Consider the following 17,885-nt stretch of genomic DNA (forward strand, 5'->3'; position numbering starts at 1 on the left):
TACAGGGCAGCGTCAGGAGGAGGAGTGCGCTGCCGCGAACCGCTGCGCCAGCATCCCCGCCGCCTCGCGCAGCGCCTCGGGCCCGACCACCGTGAACGGTGCGTCGAACCGGGCCACCGCGGCGAGCACACCCGTCCACGACCAGGAGCCGACCGTAAGGCGGCACGAGCCGTCCGACAGGGGCACCACCTCGCCGTCGCCGACCCACGGCATCACCTCCCGCGCGGGCAGGTCGAGGTCCACCTCGCCCGTGCACGGCCAGCGGTCCTCGGTCGTCGAGCCCTTGGCGCGCGCGGCGAGGAGTGTCTGCGCGTTCGCGGCGGGGAGAGGCCGCGGCGTGAAGGAGGGCCCGGTCGGCGTGCGGGGCCGCAGTCGATCGAGGCGGTACGTGCGCCAGTCGGCCGCGTCGAGGTCCCAGGCCAGCAGGTACCAGCGGCCTTCCCGCGCCACGACGGCATGGGGCTCCGTGCGCCGGGGCGGGCGGTCCCGTGCGGAGCCGTAGTCGAATCGGAGCACCTGTCGGTCGCGCACGGCCGCGCTCGCCGCCTCCAGCACGGCCGGGTCCACGCGGACCTCGGCGGGCGCTCCGGTGAAGCGGATGCCGTCGATCCGGTGGCGCAGGCGTGAGGGCATCACCTGGCGGACGGTCGCGAGAGCCCGCTGTGCGGCCTCGGTGACCTCGACCCCGGTCGCGCTCGCACTCTGCAGGGCCACGGCGATCGCCACCGCCTGCTCGTCGTCGAACAGGAGCGGCGGCATATCCGACCCCGCTTCGAGACGATAGCCGCCGTACGGGCCCTTGCTGGATCCGATGCGGTAGCCGAGCGCGCGCAGTCGATCGACGTCGCGGCGCACCGTCCTGGCTGTGACGCCGAGACGGTCGGCGAGTTCCCCGCCCGGCCAGTCCCGTGTCGCCTGCAGCAGGGACAGCAATGCGAGCATGCGCGAGGAGCCTCCGGTCATGGCTCCATTCTGTGTGGGGAAGCGGACAGGAACAGACCTCTACTGCTGTGAGGGTGGGGTCACACGGCCCGATCGGCGGGCCGGGACACGGAGGACACCATGACTCTCACGACCACCACCCACCTCAACTTCCGCGGCACGGCTCGGGAGGCGCTCGACTTCTACGGGTCGGTCTTCGGCGGCGAGGTCACCGCGGCGACCTACGGGCAGTTCGGGATGCCGGAGCGGGTTCCCGGGTTCGACAAGGTCGTGTTCGGGCAGCTCGACGGACCCGTGCGGCTGATGGCGTACGACATCCCGGGTGCGGACGACACCGCTGCGCCCTCGGGAGCCACCCGCCGCGAGAACGGGATGACGATCACCGACCGCTCCTTCTTCCAGTCGCTGCGGGCGGATTCCCTCGCGGAGCTTCAGCCCGTGTGGGATGCCCTCGCCGACGGCGCGACGGTGGTCGAGCCCCTCGCCGCTTCCGCGTGGTCGGCCGGCTTCGGCATGCTCACGGACCGCTTCGGCGTGACCTGGGTCCTCGACGTCGCCTGATCGCCGTCGGACACTCGACCCGGCCCTGTGCGGTCGTCCCGGCCCTCTGCGGTCGTCCGCAGGGGGCCGGGATGCACAGAACGGGGTGGCTCGACGAGCGGCGTGCCTCCTGTGCCCGAACCGGTCCTTTGCGGTCGACCCGGCCCCTTGCGACCGTCCGCAGGGGGCCGGGATGCGCGTAAGGGGGTGGGTCGGCGCCTGCGGGCGACACGACATGTCAAGGGCCTCTTCGCTGTCGGTCGCCTCACGTAGAAAGGAGGAGACGAAAGGCAGGGCATGGCCGCAGGAGACATCGAGACGTTCTCGCGCAACGGCATCTGGTTCAACCGGATCCAGGGCGAGTCGCACACGCTGGGCAGCAGCTTCGAGTCGATGGAGGAGGCGGTGAAGGTCGGCCGCGGGGCGGCGACCGCGCGCCAGGTGCAGCACTTCGTCCGCACGGAGGAGGGGCCGTCGGAGGACGTGGCCCCGAACGAAGCGCACCCGCGCGACCTCATGTGGTGAGGCGCGGATGATCCTGCAGGCCTGTGTGAACGGTGCCAGAGACGTCGCGGAGCACCCATGGCTGAGCGCCGACGAGACGGTGGTCGCTCAAGACGCCGCGGCGGCCGTCGATGCCGGGGCTGCGGAGATCCACGTGCACCCGAAGGATGCCGCCGGCCGCGACTCCCTCGCGCCCGAGGATGTGCAGCGGTGGCTCGGGGCCGTCCGCGCCGCGGCGCCGGGAGTGCCCGTGGGCGTGACGACCGGGGTCTGGGCGGAGCCCGACGTGTCACGCAGGCTCGAGGCCATCGAAGGCTGGACGGAGCTCCCCGACTATGCCTCCGTGAACTGGCACGAAGACGGGGCCGACGAAGTGGCCGTGGCGCTGGGTCGACGGGGCATCGGCGTGGAGGCGGGTATCTGGGACGCGGCGGGACTCGAGGCGTGGCGGGTCTCCCCGGTCCGCGGCGACTGCCTGCGCGTGCTCGTGGAGCTTCCGGCGGAGGCGGCCGACGTCGTCCGTTCGCACGCTGAAGGTCTGATCGCGCACGTGGCTCGCGAGGAGCCCGACCTGCCGATCCTGCTGCACGGGGAGGAGCTGTCGACCTGGCCCGCCCTCGACCTGGCCGCGGAGTTCGGCCTCGACACGCGGATCGGCCTGGAGGACACACTCCTCCTCCCGGACGGCTCCGAGGCTCCGAGCAATGCCGCCCTCGTCCGCGCCGCCCGCGCCCGCCTCCCGCGCCCCTAGCCACGCCGCGTCCCTCCTTTCGCGTGAGAGTGCAGGAACGTCCCTTCGGCCACCGGATTCGGGGCGTTCTTGCACTTCTGACCGCAACGAGGTGGCGATCCTCTGCTACCTACCGTCGCTGGAGCACGACCGCCCCTACGCTGGAGCGATGTTCGCCGGTACCTCCGTCCTCTTCCTCCTCGTCTACCTGGTCGTCCCGCTTCTCGCGCTGCTGCTCCTGTGGCTGATCATCTACTCGGCGGTCCGGGCGGCGCTGACTGCGCATCGCCGCGCGCTTGCCGCCGAGCGCACCACCGCGCCGGATACTCTCTGACCCTTCGCCTCCAGCGATCTCGACGGCCTCATGCGTCGTCGCTGAAGTCCCGGTGCAGGCGCAGAACCGTTCCTCCCGTCGCCGGCTCGGGCACGTTTCTGCCCTTCTCTGCACCGGTTCCCGTCCGGGACCCCGGTGCGAGCGCAGAAAAATCCCTGATCCTGATCTCGCCTCGACCGGAACGGTTTCGCACTCCCCACCGGGTGCATCCCATTCAGTGCCGACACGGGATCAGAAACGGCCCCAACGCCGCCCGCCCCGGAGCGTCTTCGCACTCTGCACCCGCGGGAGACCGCACGAACGGGCCGCACGAACACCCCGGACTCACGCGGTGCTCCACCCACGCCAGTCGGGACGGTCCACGATGCAGAAGCGGTTCCCCTCGGGGTCTTCCATGATGATGTAGTCCGCGTCGTCGGGGCGGCCGTCCCAGTGCACCTCCCGCGCTCCGAGTCCGGCGAGGCGCTCCACCTCCGCGGACTGATCCTCCGCATAGATGTCGAGGTGGATGCGTGGCGGAAGCACACGCTCCGAGTGGTGTGCGTCGAGGGCGATGCAGGGTGCGTCGGCGTCGCGGGGTCTGAGCACGACCCAGTCGTCCTCCGCGGGGTCCCGTTCGACGTAGTCGAGGGCGGCCTTCCAGAACGCGGTCTGGGCCGGGAGGTCGTCCACGCGGATCACGATCGACACGATCTTCAACATGCGGCGAGGGTACGGCGAGGGAAGGCGTCCGCGGAGGGGCTTGCGCCGCCGCGTGCGATCAGCTTTCGGAACGGCCGAAGTCGCTCGTGAGCCACTCCTCGACCGATGCGAACGGGAACTCCCGGGGCGCGAACACCCCCGGCAGTGCCCGCACCTCCCGCATCCGGTCGAGCCGGAACAGCCGCCAGTCGTCGCGGTCGATGTCGAAGCCGACCACATACCACCGCCCTCCGCGGAAGATATGGCGATGCGGCGCGATCACCCGCTCTGAAGCGCGATCGTGCTGGTCGGTATAGGTGAAAGCGACCCGAGCACCCTGAGCGACCGCGTCCGCGAGCGTCCCGACCGCAGCCCACTCCGCGGGCGCCGGCTCGGCCCGCAGGATCTGCGTGGACAGCGCCGTCGCCGCGGCCCGTCGCCGGAGGCCAGGCGGGAGGACCTGTTCGATCTTCCCGCGGGCGACGGCGGCGGCCGGGTCCTCCGGGCTCCACGCTTCGAGGACGAGCAACCCGGTGATGATCGTGGTGACGTCGTCGGCGTCCAGGAGCAACGGCGGAATGCGCGTCCCCGGTCGCAGGCGGTAGGCCGCGCCGGGACCGGGGCGGGAGAGCACGTCGTAGCCGAGGTCGCGCAGGCGCTGCGCATCACGGCGGACCGTCCGCGGGCTCACCGCGAGGCGGGCGGCGAGGTCGGGCACGCTCCACTCGCCGCCGGTCTGCAGGAGGGACAGCAGATGGAGGGTGCGGTGCGAGGGGGCGTCCACGGCTCCATCATCGCGCGAGATGCGGCCGGAATCAGGCCGTATCCGTCCGTAGCGTGGAGCGACACCGACCGAGAGGACCCTCATGCGCATCGCTGTCACCACCCCGAACGGCCACGTCGGGCACCACCTCACCCGGATGCTGATCCGCGCCGGTGTCCGTCCCCTACTGCTCACCAGGGACCCCGATCGCATCGCCGCCGACCTGCGCCCGTACGTCGACATCGCGCAGGCCGACTCGCAGGATCCCGAGGCGATCGTCGCCGCGACACGAGACGTCGATGCCCTGTACTGGGTGGATCCGTCGGCGTTCTCCGACGACCCGCTCGCCGACTACGCGCGTGCGACCGAGGCCCTGGTGCAGGCCGTCCGGGCGAACGGCGTCCGGCGGGTGGTGTTCCAGAGCAGCGTCGGGGCGGAGAAGCGGCACGGCGTCGGCGAGATCGACGGCCTGGCCGGCACGGAGGTCGCGCTCGACGCCCTCGACATCGACGTGACGCATCTGCGCTGCGGCTACTTCTTCACCAACCTGCTGCTCGACGTCGAGTCACTGCGGGCAGGGACGCTCGCCACCGTGCTGCCGCTGGACTTACGGATGCCGTGGGTGGCGCCGCGCGACATCGCGGAGGTCGCCGCCCTCACGCTGCTGAACGGGGAGTGGAGGGGGCGGCGGGTGCAGGCCGTGCATGGACCCGCGGACCTGAGCTGGGCTGAGGTCGCCGCGATCCTGACGCGCGAGCTCGGGCGAGAGGTGACCGTGCAGCGCATCGACGACGAGGAGATGCGCCAGGGGCTCCGCGCCGCCGGGATGCCGGAGGCGATGGCCGTGGCCGTGCTCGGGATGTCGACCGGGCTCCGCGACGGCTTCGTGGCGGAGCAGCCGCGGTCCGTCCTCTCGACGACGCCGACGACCCTTCAAGCGTGGGTGCGCGAGGAGCTCGTCGGAGTGGTGTGACCGGCGTCCTGCCGGAACCGGTCCCGTCCGGTATGGTGCGGCCGTGGAGACCACATCCGAGGTGACGCCCGAGACCGATGACGACGCGCGGTCGGGGACCGCGCCCGAGACCGATGAGGTCGACCTCGCGGAGCGGCGACGGCTGGCCGTGAACAGCTTCGGATGGATCGCCGCGTGGGGTGTGTCGGTCGTGGCCCTGATCGTCGGCATCAGTCTCACGGGAGTCGGGACGGTCGAGCACATCGTCGAGTACGACGACAGCTATGACGTCTTCACGCGAGAGGTCTGGCCCGCGGGTCTCGTGCTCCTCGGCGTGGGCGCGCTCGGCATCATCGCCACCGCCCTCGCCACCACGGTCCTCACGCAGAGGCGCTGACCCCGGACGGAGAACGCCCCCGCCGTTCGGGTCGGCGGGGGCGTCGGTTCCATGGAGTCGCGTTACTGCACGGACCAGCCTCCGTCGGAGGCGAGGATGGCGCCGTTGATGTTCACGGCGTCATCCGAGAGCAGGAAGGTGATCGACGCGGCCAGGTGCTCGGCGGTCGCGACGGTCGGGATGGCCTGCTGGAACGGGGCGAGGCGGCCGGAGCCGTACTCGGACATGTTCGGGGGCATCGGGATGCCGGTGGCGACGCCGCCAGGGGCGACGGAGTTCACGCGGATACCCTTCGGCCCGTACATGAAAGCGGCGGACTTGGTGACCCCGATGATGCCGTGCTTGCTGGCCGTGTAGGCGTTGCCCGAGGCGTTGCCGCGCAGACCCGCCTCGCTCGACACGTTGAGGATCGCGCCGCGACCGGCCTTCTCCATGACGGGGATGACCGCGCGCATGAGCTTGAACGGCGCGGTGAGGTTGATCGCGATGACGCGGTCCCACACGGCATCCGGGGTCTCGCCCGCAGGGGAGAAGTCGTCGTTGATACCGGCGACGTTCGCGAGCCCGTCGATGCGGTCGCCCGCGGCGGCGAGCACGGCGTCGATCGCGTCCTGCTTCGTGAGGTCGCCCGCGACCGTGACGATGTCGGCATCCGGGAGCTCGGCCTTGAGGGCGTCGAGCTTCTCGGCCGCGATGTCGCTGGCGATCACGCGTCCGCCTTCGCGGGCGATGCGCGAGGCGGTGGCCTTGCCGATGCCGGAGGCGGCACCCGTGACGATGACGGTCTTGCCGGCGAAGCGGCCCGCCGTGACCTTCTCGGTCCAGCCCTCGGCGGCGTCCTCCTCGGGGATCTCGCCGTTGTTCGCGGCGCGCACGAGGTCGTCGACGACCGACTGCGGGAGCTGGCCCTGGCTCATGGCGACGAGCTGCTGCAGGGGGAGTCCGAGCACGGGGGTCAGGAGCTGGGGGTCGGCGCCCGTCTGCTCGAACAGGCCCCGGATGAGCGGGCCGCCGGTGGGGTCGTTCATCCAGTCGCCGATGGTGGAGTGTGCGGTGAGGGCCATGCTCTTTCTCCTTGCTCGGGTTTCGCAACGGTGCGTCTACTTATGTTCCAGTGTACGCCTCTGTACGCTCGAAAGGTGCCCCGTCCTCGCAGTGAAAAGGCCCGCCAGTCCGTGCTGGAGGCGATGCGTCGCGCGCTCGCCGCAGACGGGTACGAGGCCGTGACGATCGAGGGTCTTGCGGCTGAGGCGGAGGTGTCGAAGCAGACGATCTACCGGTGGTGGCCGTCGAAGGCCGCGATCCTCGGGGAAGCGCTGCTCGAAGGCGCGGTCCCTGGTGCGGATGTCGTCGTGCCGATGACGGACGACCTCGGCGCGGACCTGCGCGCGTGGTTCACGGCGGTGTCCGCGGGACTGGCCCGACCCGAGGGTGTGTCGCTCGCGCGGGCCCTCATCGAGGTGACGGCGGCTGATCCGGAGCTGGGGCTGGTGTTGAACGGGCGGCTGGCGGCGCCGATCCGGGAGTGGGTCGCGGAGCGGGTGTCACGCGGACGCACGGACGGAGACGTACGGGCGGACGTGGATGCCGCCGCGGTCGCCGACGAGTTCATCGCGATCGCCTCGTACTCCGCCCTGATCGGGCAGCCGTTGAGCGCGGAGCGGGTGGAGGAGACGGTGGTGCGCTTGCTGCAGGGGATCGCGGCGGGCTGAGTCTCTCGCTGGATTGCTGTGCGGCGCGACGGTCGTGGTTCTCCATGCTGCACTCGTCGGATACCCCGAGTCGAGAATATCGCTTGTGACCTCATATGTATGGTTTCATGTGTCGCATGACACAGCGAACGCGATCCCGCGGCATCGTGTCGGGGCCGGCGGGCGTGTGGTGGCCGTGGGTGAGGAACTGCTAGAGGTGGACATCATGCTTTTTGTCGCGGTGGGCGTGGCTCTTCTCCTCTGGGGGGCGTTGGTGGGGCGGGTCGGCAGGAAGCTCGGCACTCTTCTCGCCATCGTTCCCGTTCTGGTGTGGTTCGGGGTCCTTGCGTGGTTCGGCTCGTCGGGCAACCTCGACAGCCCGGCCGGAGATGCGCTACCGGTGTACCTCGTGATCGGGCTCCTTGCCTTTACGATCGGCGTCAACCTCACCGATCGCTCCGTGTCCGGTAGCGGGGCCGAGTGAGCAGAGCTGTAGACCCTTGGTCACTCTTTTCGGAGGAGGATGCTTCCGAAGCCGCGGAGCATGAGGCATGCGCCGAGCAGGCCGGTCAGAGCAGCAGGTGCGACGTTCCCAGTCGTGTGCTCCGCGTCTGAGATGTAGCCGTCAGCAATCGCCATGACGATGGCGAGGATGATGACGCCGGCACCGACGAATCCCATGCTGACCATTGCTCGTCTCGTTTGTTGCTTCACAATCGCTCCTACGGGTTGCATCCTGCGGCCAAGACGTCGCTGTAACTTGCGTCAGGCCGCCACGCGTCGAGGTTCCATGGCGCCTTGAACGAGGCGATGTCGGCGTGGCACCGAAGCTGGCTATAGAACTCGTTGCCCTCGTACGAGGGAGGGGCGCAGGTCACGTCGACGCCGAGGCGATGTCGTCCGCGTGCTGGGAGTAAGACCGTCGCTCGCGTTCCGTCGGAGCGGCACGCGCGGCAGCGCGAAACGCGGAGCTCGCTTCTTCGACGCGCTTGAGGCGCTGCAGGAGATCTCCCCGAACCGCTGAGTAGAGGTGGTGTCCTCCCAGCGAGCTTTCGAGCGCCTCCGTCAGTGCGAGGGCTTCGGCCGGTCGTCCCGCGTTCGCGACGGCGACCGCACGGTTCAGGCGGACGAACGGCGACGCATCCACCTGTTCCAGCACCCCGTAGATGTCGGCGATGCGGGCGTGGTCGATCTCGGTCCCCGGGGCGGGGCGGACGTATTCGGCCGCGACGGTGGCGCGGATGAGGTGTCGTCCGCCGTGGATGCCCGCCCGTGCCGCCTCCTCTACGGCGTTGTCGAGAAGCCGTAGCCCTTCGTCGATCTCGGAGACATCCCACAGTTCGCGATCCTGTTCATCGAACGGCACGGACAGGCCGTCGGGCGTCGTGCGTGCCGCGCGGCGGGAGTGCTGAAGGAGCAGGAGGGCGAGAAGGCCCGTGAACTCGAGTCGAGCCGGGGAGTCCGCGGGGAGCAGCTGCCGGCACAGCCGAGCAAGTCGAATGGCCTCGGCGCCGGGGTCGGGCTGGAGCGTCGGATCGGAGTAGCCGATGGTGAACAGGGCGGACAGGACCTCGCAGACGCTGGCACTTCGACTGTCGAGCTGCGCGGCATCCGGAACGCGGTACGGGATGTTCGCGTGCGCGATCTTGGCCCGCGCCCGCACGAGTCTCTTCTCCATCGTCGCGGGTGCGACCGCGAAGATCCCGGCGAGCTGTTCGATCGACACGTTCAGGACAGTGCGGAGTGTCAGCGCCGCGCGGGCTTCCAAGGTCAACGCGGGGTGGCAGGCGGTGAAGATCAGCTTCAGCCGCTCGTCCCCGTGCGGGAACGCGTCGTCGTGGTCGTCGGCTTCTCGGGTGTTGTCGACGCCATCGTGCGGCTCGTGCTCCAGCCGGGTCACCGCCCGGCGCTCGGCGTCCGCGTGCCGGACGAGGTCGATTGCGCGGCGGCGCGCGACGGTCGTGACCCAGGCGGCGGGGTTCGCCGGAACCCCGTCGCCTGGCCACCGCTCGACCGCTCGCGTGAGAGCGTCCTGAACGGCGTCTTCCGCGAGGGTCCAGTCGTGGACTGTGCCGATCACACTCGCGACCACGCGGCCGTACTCGATCGATGCCACGTGCCGAACGGCGGCCATGGCATCCGGAAGCGTGCCCGGCGGCCCTTCCGGCATGGTCACATCGTCACCCGAGCGGCCACACGGGCCGCACCTCCACCAGGCCGAACCGGGCCATCGGGTGTGCGGCGGCGATCTCGATCGCGGCGTCGAGGTCGTCGGCGTCGATCACGTCGAACCCGGCGATCCATTCGCGGCTCTCGGTGAACGGTCCGTCGGCCACGATCCGCTCGCCGGCTCGGACGCGCACGGTCGTGGCGTCTTCGACGGGCCGCAGACGGTCGCCCAAGACGTAGGAGCCGCTGTCCTGCAGCGACGCCACCCACTCTCCGGCGTTGTCCTCGGCCTCGACGTAGGGCTCAGCGGTCGGGTCGGTGCAGATGAAAAGTACGTAGCGCATGTGTTCTCCTCAAGGTCTTTCTACATCTACTTACCCAGACGACGGACGACCACCAGCGCACAGGACACAGAACCGGGAAAAGGATCGCGTCGAAACACTGAACGCGAACGGGCGGGCCTCAGAAGTCGCCTTCGGCCACCTGGAAGCAGACCAGTCTCGACGATGTTGTCGGCGCGCTGGTCGCCGGTGGCGCGTGGAGTTGAATGGATGAGGGCCGGCGCCACCTCCGCGACGGCAGCCCGGCTGGGATCACGACATGGGTCCGGGCGGCGAGGAATGCCGGCTCGCGTTGCGATATCGCCTCATCATCGCGAAGTGCCACACGGCGGCGCCCGTCGCCGCAGTCGCTTCGAGCGCCGGAGCGAGCTGCGGCACAGAGTCCGCGCCTGCGAGCACCGCGACGAACCAGCCCCATACGCACAGGGTCGCGACGAGATGGCGGCGGGGGTGCGTGATCGTTGCGAACCACGTCGAATGCTCGACGACGAGCGGCTGCTCCGATCGCACGTCACGCACCATCGGGATTCCGGCCATTCGTCGCCCTTCGAGTTAGCCAACGCCTCATCATGTGCAGGTACCACGCGGCACCGATCAGCGCGGTGATCACGAACAACCATGGTCCTGTAGGGGGGGTAGAGCACTGAGAGCACCGTGGCTGCTGCGATCAGCAGGCCCATCGCGATTGTCAGCGCCCGTTCGCGCCCGCGCTCTGTGATCACTCCCCACCAGGTTCGCGGCACATCCCTCATCTGCAGGGACCTCCACGGTACGTGTCGACCCACCACACCAAGCCCGGAACCACATACGGCTGGGTGGCAGTGACCTGGATAGTGTCTGGGGCTGTGCTTTTGGCCGACGAACATCGTGGCTCCCTTCTCGTGTAGCTCGGTGCGAGCGAAAGACGTATGCGTCAACGTCGCGAGATGCGTTGCAGGTCCGCATCGGTGACATCCTGAAAGCCGATCGACACGGGCGCAAGGCGAGTGGTGCGTGCCTTGCCGCTGTCGTCCGTGTAGTCGATGGACGGGCTCATGACGCGGAAGTCGAAGTCTCCGTCGCACGCGAGTTCCGCTGTGACGCTGTGCGACCGGGAGTCCAGCGCGACCTCGTCTGCGTGGACGTCTGGTGAGCCCGTGTCGAAGCGCTGAACCGACGCCACAGCATCAGGAACGGGGAAGTCGGCCGTCGTGCACCTCGACATCCCGACTACGTCCGCACCGGCGTCTTCCGAGGCGAAGTCGTCGGCCGGCGCGCCCCTCAGCGACCAGCTGCCAACGGGAACCTGAGTGATCGTCGACGAGCCTGCGAAGACGAGGCCGACCGTGCGGAACGACAGCCCGGCGGCGGCAACGTCGACAGTGAAGGTGACGTTCCCGAGTATGACCCCGTTGGCGCCGTCTCCACGCATGACGGTGAAGTCGCCCGGCGGAATCGACAACTCGTCCGAAAGCACGATGCCGGTGAGGTCGGTCCAGATCGCGTCGTCGGGCTCGGCCACGAAGATCAGGTTGATCGGATAGGCCGCGTTGGTCGGCTGGACGATCATCGCGGATGTCCGTGCGAACGAGGCGGTCGAATGTGGCGTTTCCCCCGGAGAGCAGGATGCCAGGGTCGCGAGGACGCTGAGGCAGAGCACCCCGACACTCCATCGCAGAAGGAGCGTCACGTCAGCGGTAGTACACGACGAGGAACTGATCCTTGGTGGGGGAGTAAAGATCGCCGTAGGTCCAGGTCGACCCAGGGACGACCTTGCCGTTCTGGAACCAGGTGGACTTGACCGCGTACCGATTGAAGTTGGATGCGAGCCCGAGCTTGGAGTACTTGCTGCTGTTGGCGCTGATGTTGACCGTGACACCGTAGGTCTTCGTGACGCTCGAGGAGACCCCGAGGTTGCTGGACGCCACGCCGGCGCTGACGCCCAATCCGGACGATATCGACGATGTGACGGTGGTGTCCTCCCGCCACGAGTATCCGGTCGAACGCGCCCATGCGCCCGTGAGGTACTCGACGAACTTCTTCTGGACCAGCACGGGGCCGCTGACCTTCACGGCCTTCTTGACGGGAGCCCCACAGACGACGCAGCGGGGAGTGACGACGTTCGTGTGCCCGGATCCTTTCGTGTCGTCGGGTGGGATCGGTGAGGTCCCGGGAGTGCTGCTCAATGTTGATGAGCTGTCGCCCTCCGCCGACTGTGCAGCCGAAGTGGCGGCAACGGCGGCTCCCGGCGATGCGACGAGCAGCGAAATCCCCGCGGCCAGCGCGAGTGCCGTCAGTGACACGCGCCTTCCGATAACGTGCATGTTGTCCCCCTCAAGGTCGTAGCGATCTGAAAACAGATAACTCTCGTATGAGGACTATTGCAATATATTCGAGGACCCCGCCGAGAAGCGGGCGGAGCGCTAGGATCCAGGCATGGATGCGTCGTTCTTCAGCTGGACCGGGTTCGCCATCACCGCAGCGGTCGCGGTCGTGATCCTCGTGCTCGCGTTCGTGCTCGTGCGCGGGGCGGCGCGAATGATCGCGCGTCGCCGGAGCCGTGGCCGGGGGCGCATGCCATCCGCACCTCGCCGTCCGTCCGGACGTTGAGCGCGACCTGCCTCACGCCGTTGGCTTGTGCGCGGGCGCTGCCGCGGGGGCCCCTGTCTTTCCGTCCGTGAATCGCGCCTGCGCACGGTCGTGGCGTCGCGGTACGGGCACGTGTTCCGTCGCGGCCGCGAGGCCCATGCGCTTCGTCGAGACGTACACGCTCTCGGCGGTGTCGACGAGGAAGGTCTCGTGCCAGACGCCGACCGCTCCCGGAGCCTTGCGGGCTGCGCGGTTGAAGGCGGACCACGCCGGACGATGCTGCTGGTCCGGGTTCGAGGCGTAGGCGTAGAGCTTGTCGACGGACGACCAGAACTGCACGACGTAGGGGCCGCCCGATCCGAGAAGGAGCTGGTAGCCGAGCAGTCCGGAGTCTGTCTCGGTACTGAGCTCGCGGAGCATGCGTGGCATGGCGACGAACGCCGGCAGCCACAGGTCGGGGCGCCACCGCCGGTTGATCTGCATCCCGATGTGGAACACGACGAGCTCGCCCTCGTGGCGGTGGGTCATGCGGCCCGTGATGACTTTCGACATGGCGACTCCTCGTATGGATAGTGGTGCTATCCATAATGGATAGCGCTACTATCGAAGTCAAGAGGTGGCCATGAGAATTTCTGAACTGTCAGCACAGACCGGCGTGACCGTGCCGACGATCAAGTACTACCTGCGCGAGGGGCTGCTGCCCGAGGGGGAGCGCACCTCCGCGACGCAGGCCCTGTACGGCGAGAAGCACGTCGAGCGGCTGCGCGTGATCCGGGCGCTGCTCGATGCGGGCGTGAGCATCGCTGAGACGCGACGGGTGGTCGCGGCGCTGGATGATCCGCCCGCGAACCCGCACGAGTTGCTGGGGACCGCGCATGCCGCGATCACCCCGCCGGTGGATGAGTCTTTGGACCTCGCTGGCGCCGAGGCGCTCGCCGCGCAGCTCGGGTGGAAGCCGGGGATGTGTGACCCCGCGGTGCTGCATGCGGTCTCGCGAGCGTTGCAGGGGCTGGAGCGCGTCGGGTTCACGGTGCCGGAGGCGGTGATGGCGGAGTACCTCGCGAGTGCGCGGCGGATCGCGGATGCGGAGATCGCGGGGGTGCCGGGTGAGTCTGCGGAAGCCGCGGTGCGGTACGTGGTGCTGGGGTCGGTGTTGGTGGAGCCGTTGCTGTTGGCGTTGCGGCGGGTGGCGCAGCAGGTGAGCTCGGGCGAGCGGTTTGGAGTGAAGTTCGACGAGTCCTCGACTAACCACTTGGCTTCAGTCTGATGGTGGTGTCTGCATCGAGCAGTGTCTGCAGTTGCTTGCGCGTCAGCCGATAGGCTGCGGACCTATGACTGCTTCCGAGGCGTGTAGCGGTCCGAAGGATCGAACGTCAACACGAGCGTTACGGATGTGCTGGAAGTCGGCCCACTGCGTTAACCGGTTCGCCCTCGAGAACCTCTGGCTCGTGACATGCCCGACGGAACCGAGCACGACCCCAGCGCCGCTAGGCTTGACCGCACCCGGACCCGGCCGATGGTTCTGGATCATCCGCATCGAGTGACTCGATAAGCGTTCAGCCAGGGAGTGCAGAAGTGCCGTTTCCGATCTTGGTTGTACCCGTCGCGATAGCCGTTGTCGCCGTCAGCGGGGCCCTCATCACCGCGATACCGAAGATCTGGAAGATCCTCGACAAGCGCACGGTGGCGATTCTCGGCGCGCCGCAGACCGGCAAGACCGCCCTCATCAGGCTTCTCCGCGACTTCGGCGCTCCCGATGGAGCATTGCCGCACGCCGTGCCCGGCGGCGAGCGTGGTCGTTTTCCGCTCGAGATCAAAGGCAGGACGGTCGACTTCGCGGTCCCGCGAGACCTGCCCGGCAGCGATGGTCTCAATGTCGCCGGATGGAAGGACGCATTCGCGGACGCCGATCACGTCTGGTACCTCTTCCGAGCAGACCTCATCGCGAGCGGTGATCCTGAGGCGACGCAGATGATGAAGACCCACCTTGCACTGTTCAGCAGATGGCTCGGCGGGATGTCCGGCGACGCGCCGAAGATCCTGCTCGTCGGTACTTGGGCGGACGCGCATCCGGATCACGCTCGTCATCCCGCACGGGTCGCCCGAGAAGTGGAAGCCGCCGATGTCGTCAAGCTCGGGTCCGTCAAACTCGGTGGCGTTGCGGTCGTCGTCGGGAGCCTGGCCACGTCCAGAGACGCCGATAGGCTGCTCAAGGGGATCAAGAACCGTCTGCAGTAGTCGGCCCGCCCCGAACACAGAGGAGTGTGCCCGCGTGAAGGACATCGAGAACGGTAGATCTCCTCGATCGGTTCTGGTCGCCGAAGACGGTCTGTACTTGGACATCGCGGGAGACCCAGGCTCCGTGGCCCTGCTCGACGATCTCGATGCGATGGTCGTCCCGTATTCGGTGATGGCCGCGAGCAACGCGGCGCAGGTCAACGCTGTTCAGGAGATGCTCAGAGCCGTCGGCCAGCTCATTCCGGGAGCGCTGCTGATCAAGAACCCGTATGAGACCGACGTCTTCGAGTTCTCTGAGCATGCGCTCGAGTCGTTCGCCAGCGCGAAGTATCATCACCTCGCGAACGTCGCGAAACTTCTCGGTGCGAAAGAGGTGCAGTTCGAGGACGCGAAGATCGAGCGTCAGACCGCGGGGATCAGCGGTGGGATCAAGATGGTCATTCCCGGGTTCGGGGGCGGCGACACGGATGTCTCGAGAGAGGTGGCGCGCAAGCTCGATGATCGCCTGGAGGGTCGCTTGACCTTCGGCGGCAGCGAGCCGGATTCGGATGCTGCACTGGAATTCCTGCGCCTCCACAATCTGACGAACGATCAGCAATTGAGATCCCTCGTCGAGATGCGAACCGGCGCCAACCCGATTCAGGGATACAGGATGACGCTCAGTGGAACACGGGAGTCCGACGCCAACCTTCGGACTGCTCTGTCGATCGCCGAATCTGTGTCGGGCAAGAAGGGCGTCAGTATCGGAGCCGCGTTCACGCGTGAGGTCAAGTCGATCCGCAGCATCGAGATCACCACGAGCATCAAGTTCTGACCGCGCGCGTCAGCCACCGAGCAACAACGCGCTCGGTGCTCCCTTCCAGGTAACCACCAGCTCATCGCGGGCACGGCTCGCCGCGACGTACAGCAGCGAGCGGAAGCGCTTGTCGAGATCGGACTTCTCCTCGTCCGGCACACCCTTGTACGCGATCGTCGGCGGGAACGCGCCGTCCGAAACGTCGAACAACACCACGCGTGAGAACTCCATGCCCTTCGCATTGTGCATCGTCATGGCGACGGGTTGTCCGCCTGGGATGCGAGGCGAGTTCAGCAGTGCCACCGGTACGTCACGTTGCCCGAGCCCCTGCTGCACCTTCTTCGACGAGGCGTTCGAGACTGACAGGATGGCGATGGTCTCCGGCTTCACGCCTTCGGCGATCCATCGCTTCAGGTCATCCGCGATCGCGTCGAATTGCGCGGAATCCGACTTCGACGGACGGGCGACCGGCTTGGGTCCGCTCCGTGACGAGCGATAGCCCGCGGTCGTCACGTCTTCTGCTTCGGCATCGGAGTACCCCACGCCGGACAGGATCTCCATCGCGTATCTCAGGTTCTCGAGAGTCGTGCGGTAGTTGAGCGTGAGGCGACGCGATCTGCCCTGCACGGCGATGCCGTAGTGTTTCAACACCGTCGGCTGCCCGTAGATCCGCTGATGCGTGTCGTCGGCGATGAAGAGGTCGTCAGGGCCCTCGGCCACGAGAGCACGCAGCAACTGCCACTTCGACGGAACGAGGTCCTGGGCTTCATCGATCAACACGTGATCAGCGAGAGGCTGCCCGTTCGACCGCAGCCATTCTGCCGAGACCGCAGCCACCTCGGCGAACGAGAGTGCTCCGGCGATCCGGTGGTTCTTGCGTGCCTGCTCGATGACTGCCCAGACGGCGGCACGTCGACCACGGTCGAGCGCGACGCCGCGTCCCGGCCGTCGCACCAGCAGGTAGTCGTCGAGCTGGTGGATGCTGTGCGGCAGGACGACCTGCGTGTACTCACCCTCGAGGAAGGCTTCGGACCGCAGCGCGATCGGCAACTCACTGCCGGCCTCATGGATCGCCGACTTCCAGTCGATCTCCGCGGCGCTCGCCATACTGTCACGGGAAGACCCGATGACGGCGAGTGCCGCCTCGCCGAAGGCCGTGCCGCCGGCGATTGCGCGCACATCGGAAGCGATCTGGTCGACTCCACGGACAAGGATGCCCGGCTCTCCGAGTTTGGCCGCGAACGGCAGATCAGGATCGAGTCGTTCCAGGTCGCGGCGCAGGTTCTCGGCCAGCGCTCGCGTGAACGTCGTCAGCACGATCCGTGCGTGGGGATCCTTCCGCGCCAGGTGCCGAGTGCGGTGCAACAGCACCACGGTCTTGCCGGTGCCCGCGCCTCCGGTGAGCCGGAACGATCCGTTGCGCGGACGCTCGGCGTACTCCCGCTGTTCCGGGTGCAGGAACACGCGCCATGCGCCGAAGTCGCCGCCCTCGATGACGCGCCGCAGCTCTTCCGTGTCGTCGATGAAGGTGAACTGCATCTGGGCGGCGGGATGCCGCAGTGCTTCGACGAGCTTCGTGTCGTCGTCCGCACCCGGGTCGATGACGACGGGTTGGTCGAGCTTCAGCTCCTCCTTGATGAGGTGCAATGCGGTTCCGGCGCCCATCGCGACGAGGACGTCGGCCTGCCAGGCGGTGTCCAGGTCGGACGCGAAGTCAAGCAGGGCGTCGTCGTCCGTGATTCGGAACGCCGCCTGCGCCGTCTCCTCGTCGAAACCGAACTCCTCTGTCAGGTCCGTGACGAAGAACCCGAGATCGGCGAGAAGCGCTGTGGCTTGAGCGGGGGCCTCCTCGCCGGTGGGAACGGCCGCTGCGGGAACCTCCGTCTCAGTCTCGTCGGCGGCGTCGAGTTCCTGCCGTAGGACGGCCAGACCGTTGACGGGGTTCATGCTCAGCGTCGTCGTCCGTGCGCGCTTGATGGCCTCGTCGTGATGCCACGTTCCGGCGTACACATAGACGGGCTCGTCGCCCGCGGGCTCCAGCTTGAAGAGCACCGCTCGCCAGTGGATGTCCACCCGACCCGTGCGCGCTCGCGCATCGCGCGGCTTCTGCATCGGCTCGATGTGGAGCCCCGGAACGGTGTCGTCGTCGCTGAGTTTGCCGAGGAAGGTGTAGATCTTGGCCTTCACGGCCTGATCATGCTTCGGGTCCTTCGCGGCCCCCCAGACGATCGTGGGCATG

General features: G+C 68.1%; 25 protein-coding genes. 12 read left to right on the forward strand and 13 right to left on the reverse strand.

The features are described 5' to 3' along the window. Nucleotides 1-12: 12 nt before the first annotated feature. Nucleotides 13-963 carry a helix-turn-helix transcriptional regulator gene (locus tag MICNX66_RS01065; protein WP_187662963.1) on the reverse strand — a complete coding sequence of 317 codons (951 nt, stop codon included), beginning with the start codon at nt 961-963 and terminating at the stop codon, nt 13-15. A gap of 99 nt (nt 964-1,062) precedes the next feature. Here MICNX66_RS01065 and MICNX66_RS01070 point away from each other — a divergent pair, with 99 nt between their 5' ends. From MICNX66_RS01070 to MICNX66_RS01085, 4 genes are all read left to right on the forward strand, one after another. After that, nucleotides 1,063-1,503 (forward strand): VOC family protein, encoded by a 441-nt coding sequence (locus tag MICNX66_RS01070; RefSeq protein ID WP_187662964.1) that lies wholly within the window; start codon nt 1,063-1,065, stop codon nt 1,501-1,503. Between the two features lie 276 nt (nt 1,504-1,779). Next, nucleotides 1,780-2,007, forward strand: a complete 228-nt coding sequence (locus MICNX66_RS01075) for a hypothetical protein (RefSeq protein WP_187662965.1) — start codon at nt 1,780-1,782, stop codon at nt 2,005-2,007. 7 nt (nt 2,008-2,014) lie between these two features. Further along, nucleotides 2,015-2,737, forward strand: a complete 723-nt coding sequence (locus MICNX66_RS01080; protein WP_187662966.1) for a 3-keto-5-aminohexanoate cleavage protein — start codon at nt 2,015-2,017, stop codon at nt 2,735-2,737. A 148-nt stretch (nt 2,738-2,885) separates the two neighbouring features. Beyond that, nucleotides 2,886-3,050: a hypothetical protein gene (locus tag MICNX66_RS01085; protein WP_187662967.1), complete on the forward strand. Its 165-nt coding sequence runs from the start codon at nt 2,886-2,888 to the stop codon at nt 3,048-3,050. A gap of 324 nt (nt 3,051-3,374) precedes the next feature. Here MICNX66_RS01085 and MICNX66_RS01090 read toward each other — a convergent pair whose 3' ends face one another. Further along, nucleotides 3,375-3,752, reverse strand: coding sequence for a VOC family protein (locus MICNX66_RS01090; protein ID WP_187662968.1), 378 nt, complete (start codon nt 3,750-3,752; stop codon nt 3,375-3,377). Between the two features lie 58 nt (nt 3,753-3,810). After that, nucleotides 3,811-4,515 (reverse strand): helix-turn-helix transcriptional regulator, encoded by a 705-nt coding sequence (locus tag MICNX66_RS01095; RefSeq protein ID WP_232089151.1) that lies wholly within the window; start codon nt 4,513-4,515, stop codon nt 3,811-3,813. An 82-nt stretch (nt 4,516-4,597) separates the two neighbouring features. Between MICNX66_RS01095 and MICNX66_RS01100 the strand changes: the two genes are divergently transcribed. After that, a complete protein-coding gene (locus MICNX66_RS01100; RefSeq protein ID WP_187662969.1) occupies nt 4,598-5,467 on the forward strand; it encodes an NmrA family NAD(P)-binding protein in 870 nt (289 codons plus the stop codon). 43 nt (nt 5,468-5,510) lie between these two features. Then, the gene (locus MICNX66_RS01105) at nt 5,511-5,843 is read left to right on the forward strand and encodes a hypothetical protein (RefSeq protein WP_187662970.1); all 333 of its coding nucleotides are present in this window, start codon (nt 5,511-5,513) and stop codon (nt 5,841-5,843) included. 62 nt (nt 5,844-5,905) lie between these two features. On the opposite strand, the gene MICNX66_RS01110 is transcribed toward MICNX66_RS01105, so the two are convergent. Next, nucleotides 5,906-6,907, reverse strand: coding sequence for an SDR family NAD(P)-dependent oxidoreductase (locus MICNX66_RS01110; RefSeq protein WP_187662971.1), 1,002 nt, complete (start codon nt 6,905-6,907; stop codon nt 5,906-5,908). A 75-nt stretch (nt 6,908-6,982) separates the two neighbouring features. On the opposite strand from MICNX66_RS01110, the gene MICNX66_RS01115 reads away from it, so the two are divergent. Beyond that, nucleotides 6,983-7,555: a TetR/AcrR family transcriptional regulator gene (locus MICNX66_RS01115; protein ID WP_232089152.1), complete on the forward strand. Its 573-nt coding sequence runs from the start codon at nt 6,983-6,985 to the stop codon at nt 7,553-7,555. Between the two features lie 196 nt (nt 7,556-7,751). Continuing rightward, nucleotides 7,752-8,018: a hypothetical protein gene (locus MICNX66_RS01120; protein ID WP_187662972.1), complete on the forward strand. Its 267-nt coding sequence runs from the start codon at nt 7,752-7,754 to the stop codon at nt 8,016-8,018. A 20-nt stretch (nt 8,019-8,038) separates the two neighbouring features. Here the strand turns inward: MICNX66_RS01120 and MICNX66_RS01125 are convergent, their stop codons facing one another. The 7 genes from MICNX66_RS01125 to MICNX66_RS01155 all read right to left on the reverse strand — a co-directional run bounded on the left by MICNX66_RS01125 (nt 8,039) and on the right by MICNX66_RS01155 (nt 12,095). Next, complete coding sequence (locus MICNX66_RS01125) at nt 8,039-8,224, reverse strand: hypothetical protein (protein WP_105949068.1); 186 nt, start codon at nt 8,222-8,224, stop codon at nt 8,039-8,041. Between the two features lie 32 nt (nt 8,225-8,256). Then, nucleotides 8,257-8,412, reverse strand: a complete 156-nt coding sequence (locus tag MICNX66_RS17035) for a DUF2599 domain-containing protein (protein ID WP_105949069.1) — start codon at nt 8,410-8,412, stop codon at nt 8,257-8,259. Then, nucleotides 8,409-9,704 (reverse strand): RNA polymerase sigma factor, encoded by a 1,296-nt coding sequence (locus MICNX66_RS01135; RefSeq protein ID WP_187662973.1) that lies wholly within the window; start codon nt 9,702-9,704, stop codon nt 8,409-8,411. Before MICNX66_RS01135 ends, MICNX66_RS17035 begins: the two co-directional genes overlap by 4 nt. 10 nt (nt 9,705-9,714) lie before the next feature. After that, nucleotides 9,715-10,047, reverse strand: coding sequence for a YciI family protein (locus tag MICNX66_RS01140; RefSeq protein ID WP_060921302.1), 333 nt, complete (start codon nt 10,045-10,047; stop codon nt 9,715-9,717). 249 nt (nt 10,048-10,296) lie between these two features. Continuing rightward, the gene (locus tag MICNX66_RS01145) at nt 10,297-10,581 is read right to left on the reverse strand and encodes a hypothetical protein (RefSeq protein WP_187662974.1); all 285 of its coding nucleotides are present in this window, start codon (nt 10,579-10,581) and stop codon (nt 10,297-10,299) included. Between the two features lie 376 nt (nt 10,582-10,957). Further along, nucleotides 10,958-11,593 carry a hypothetical protein gene (locus MICNX66_RS01150; RefSeq protein WP_144881520.1) on the reverse strand — a complete coding sequence of 212 codons (636 nt, stop codon included), beginning with the start codon at nt 11,591-11,593 and terminating at the stop codon, nt 10,958-10,960. A 121-nt stretch (nt 11,594-11,714) separates the two neighbouring features. After that, complete coding sequence (locus MICNX66_RS01155) at nt 11,715-12,095, reverse strand: hypothetical protein (RefSeq protein ID WP_187662975.1); 381 nt, start codon at nt 12,093-12,095, stop codon at nt 11,715-11,717. A gap of 364 nt (nt 12,096-12,459) precedes the next feature. Here MICNX66_RS01155 and MICNX66_RS01160 point away from each other — a divergent pair, with 364 nt between their 5' ends. Further along, nucleotides 12,460-12,633, forward strand: coding sequence for a hypothetical protein (locus MICNX66_RS01160; RefSeq protein ID WP_187662976.1), 174 nt, complete (start codon nt 12,460-12,462; stop codon nt 12,631-12,633). Between the two features lie 12 nt (nt 12,634-12,645). On the opposite strand, the gene MICNX66_RS01165 is transcribed toward MICNX66_RS01160, so the two are convergent. Further along, nucleotides 12,646-13,164, reverse strand: coding sequence for a monooxygenase family protein (locus tag MICNX66_RS01165; protein ID WP_187662977.1), 519 nt, complete (start codon nt 13,162-13,164; stop codon nt 12,646-12,648). Between the two features lie 70 nt (nt 13,165-13,234). On the opposite strand from MICNX66_RS01165, the gene MICNX66_RS01170 reads away from it, so the two are divergent. The 3 genes from MICNX66_RS01170 (at nt 13,235) to MICNX66_RS01180 (ending at nt 15,664) form a co-directional block, all read left to right on the forward strand. Next, a complete protein-coding gene (locus tag MICNX66_RS01170; protein ID WP_187662978.1) occupies nt 13,235-13,879 on the forward strand; it encodes a MerR family transcriptional regulator in 645 nt (214 codons plus the stop codon). 308 nt (nt 13,880-14,187) lie between these two features. Continuing rightward, nucleotides 14,188-14,850: a Rab family GTPase gene (locus MICNX66_RS01175; protein ID WP_187662979.1), complete on the forward strand. Its 663-nt coding sequence runs from the start codon at nt 14,188-14,190 to the stop codon at nt 14,848-14,850. Between the two features lie 34 nt (nt 14,851-14,884). Further along, on the forward strand, nt 14,885-15,664 hold the full coding sequence (locus MICNX66_RS01180) for a hypothetical protein (RefSeq protein ID WP_187662980.1): 780 nt from the start codon (nt 14,885-14,887) through the stop codon (nt 15,662-15,664). A gap of 9 nt (nt 15,665-15,673) precedes the next feature. Here the strand turns inward: MICNX66_RS01180 and MICNX66_RS01185 are convergent, their stop codons facing one another. Continuing rightward, entirely contained in the window at nt 15,674-17,884 is a 2,211-nt protein-coding gene (locus MICNX66_RS01185; RefSeq protein WP_187662981.1) for a 3'-5' exonuclease, read from the reverse strand. Nucleotide 17,885 lies beyond the last annotated feature (1 nt).

Origin of the sequence: Microbacterium sp. Nx66, from assembly GCF_904066215.1 — a bacterium.
Lineage (GTDB): Bacteria > Actinomycetota > Actinomycetes > Actinomycetales > Microbacteriaceae > Microbacterium > Microbacterium meiriae.